This window comes from Streptomyces sp. SID14436, from assembly GCF_010548465.1.
Classification (GTDB): Bacteria; Actinomycetota; Actinomycetes; order Streptomycetales; family Streptomycetaceae; genus Streptomyces.
Map to the genome: position 1 here is coordinate 1 of NZ_JAAGMD010000182.1, position 713 is coordinate 713.

A 713-nucleotide genomic window follows, 5' to 3' on the forward strand; every position below is an offset into this window, starting at 1 on the left:
CGCCGGGCCCGTGGTCGCCGGGTCGCCGGAGCGGGCCGCGCCGGGGACCACCTCCAGCCGGACCGGTGGCGACGCCGTGAGCGGGGGCGCTTCGGTGAGCGCGCGGGTGCGGGCGTCCCGGAGGGAGGCGGCGCCCGGGGGCGCGAAGGTCACCACCTCCACGTCCGGGCCCTCGGTCAGCTCCCATTCGTAGCGCCGCCGGTACCAGGGGCCGCGGGCCTCCCGCATCAGGATGCGCGGGTGGCGGAGCAGCGCCTCGGTGAAGGACTTGCGCAGGCGGTCCGGGTCCAGCCGGCCGGGCAGGTGCACCTCGATGTGGACGGTCTCCGGCTCCGCCTCCTGGGCGCAGTGCCGGGAGACCTCGTCCACCACCGGGAAGGGGATGCGCGGGGGTGCGCTCATCCGGGCTCCCCCTTCCCGGTGCCGTCCGGCCGGCCGGGGGCCGGTGGCGGGGGCGGCGGGGCCGACGCCGGTACGGGCGGCAGGACCGCCGTGGTCCCCGGGTCCTCCTCGCTGCGGCCTCCCGTTCGGATGCCGGGCTCGCGGGCCCCGGCATCGCGCCCAGGGCCGTCCGGTTCCCGCCCGGCCGCGCGGCCGGACGCCTCACCGATGCCTACCAGGGCCGCGAACAGGCCGGTCAGGGCGAGCAGTTGTGCGAGGTGGCCGAAGGCCCCGCCGCCCGCGCGCACCGGTTCGCCGGCCCCGAGGGCCGC

2 pseudogenes are annotated in these 713 nt (G+C 79.7%); both read right to left on the reverse strand.

The features are described 5' to 3' along the window. A pseudogene (locus G3I53_RS06655) lies at positions 1–402 on the reverse strand (condensation protein); the annotation flags it as partial. Then, a pseudogene (locus G3I53_RS06660) lies at positions 399–713 on the reverse strand (hypothetical protein); the annotation flags it as partial. The pseudogenes G3I53_RS06655 and G3I53_RS06660, both read right to left, overlap by 4 nt.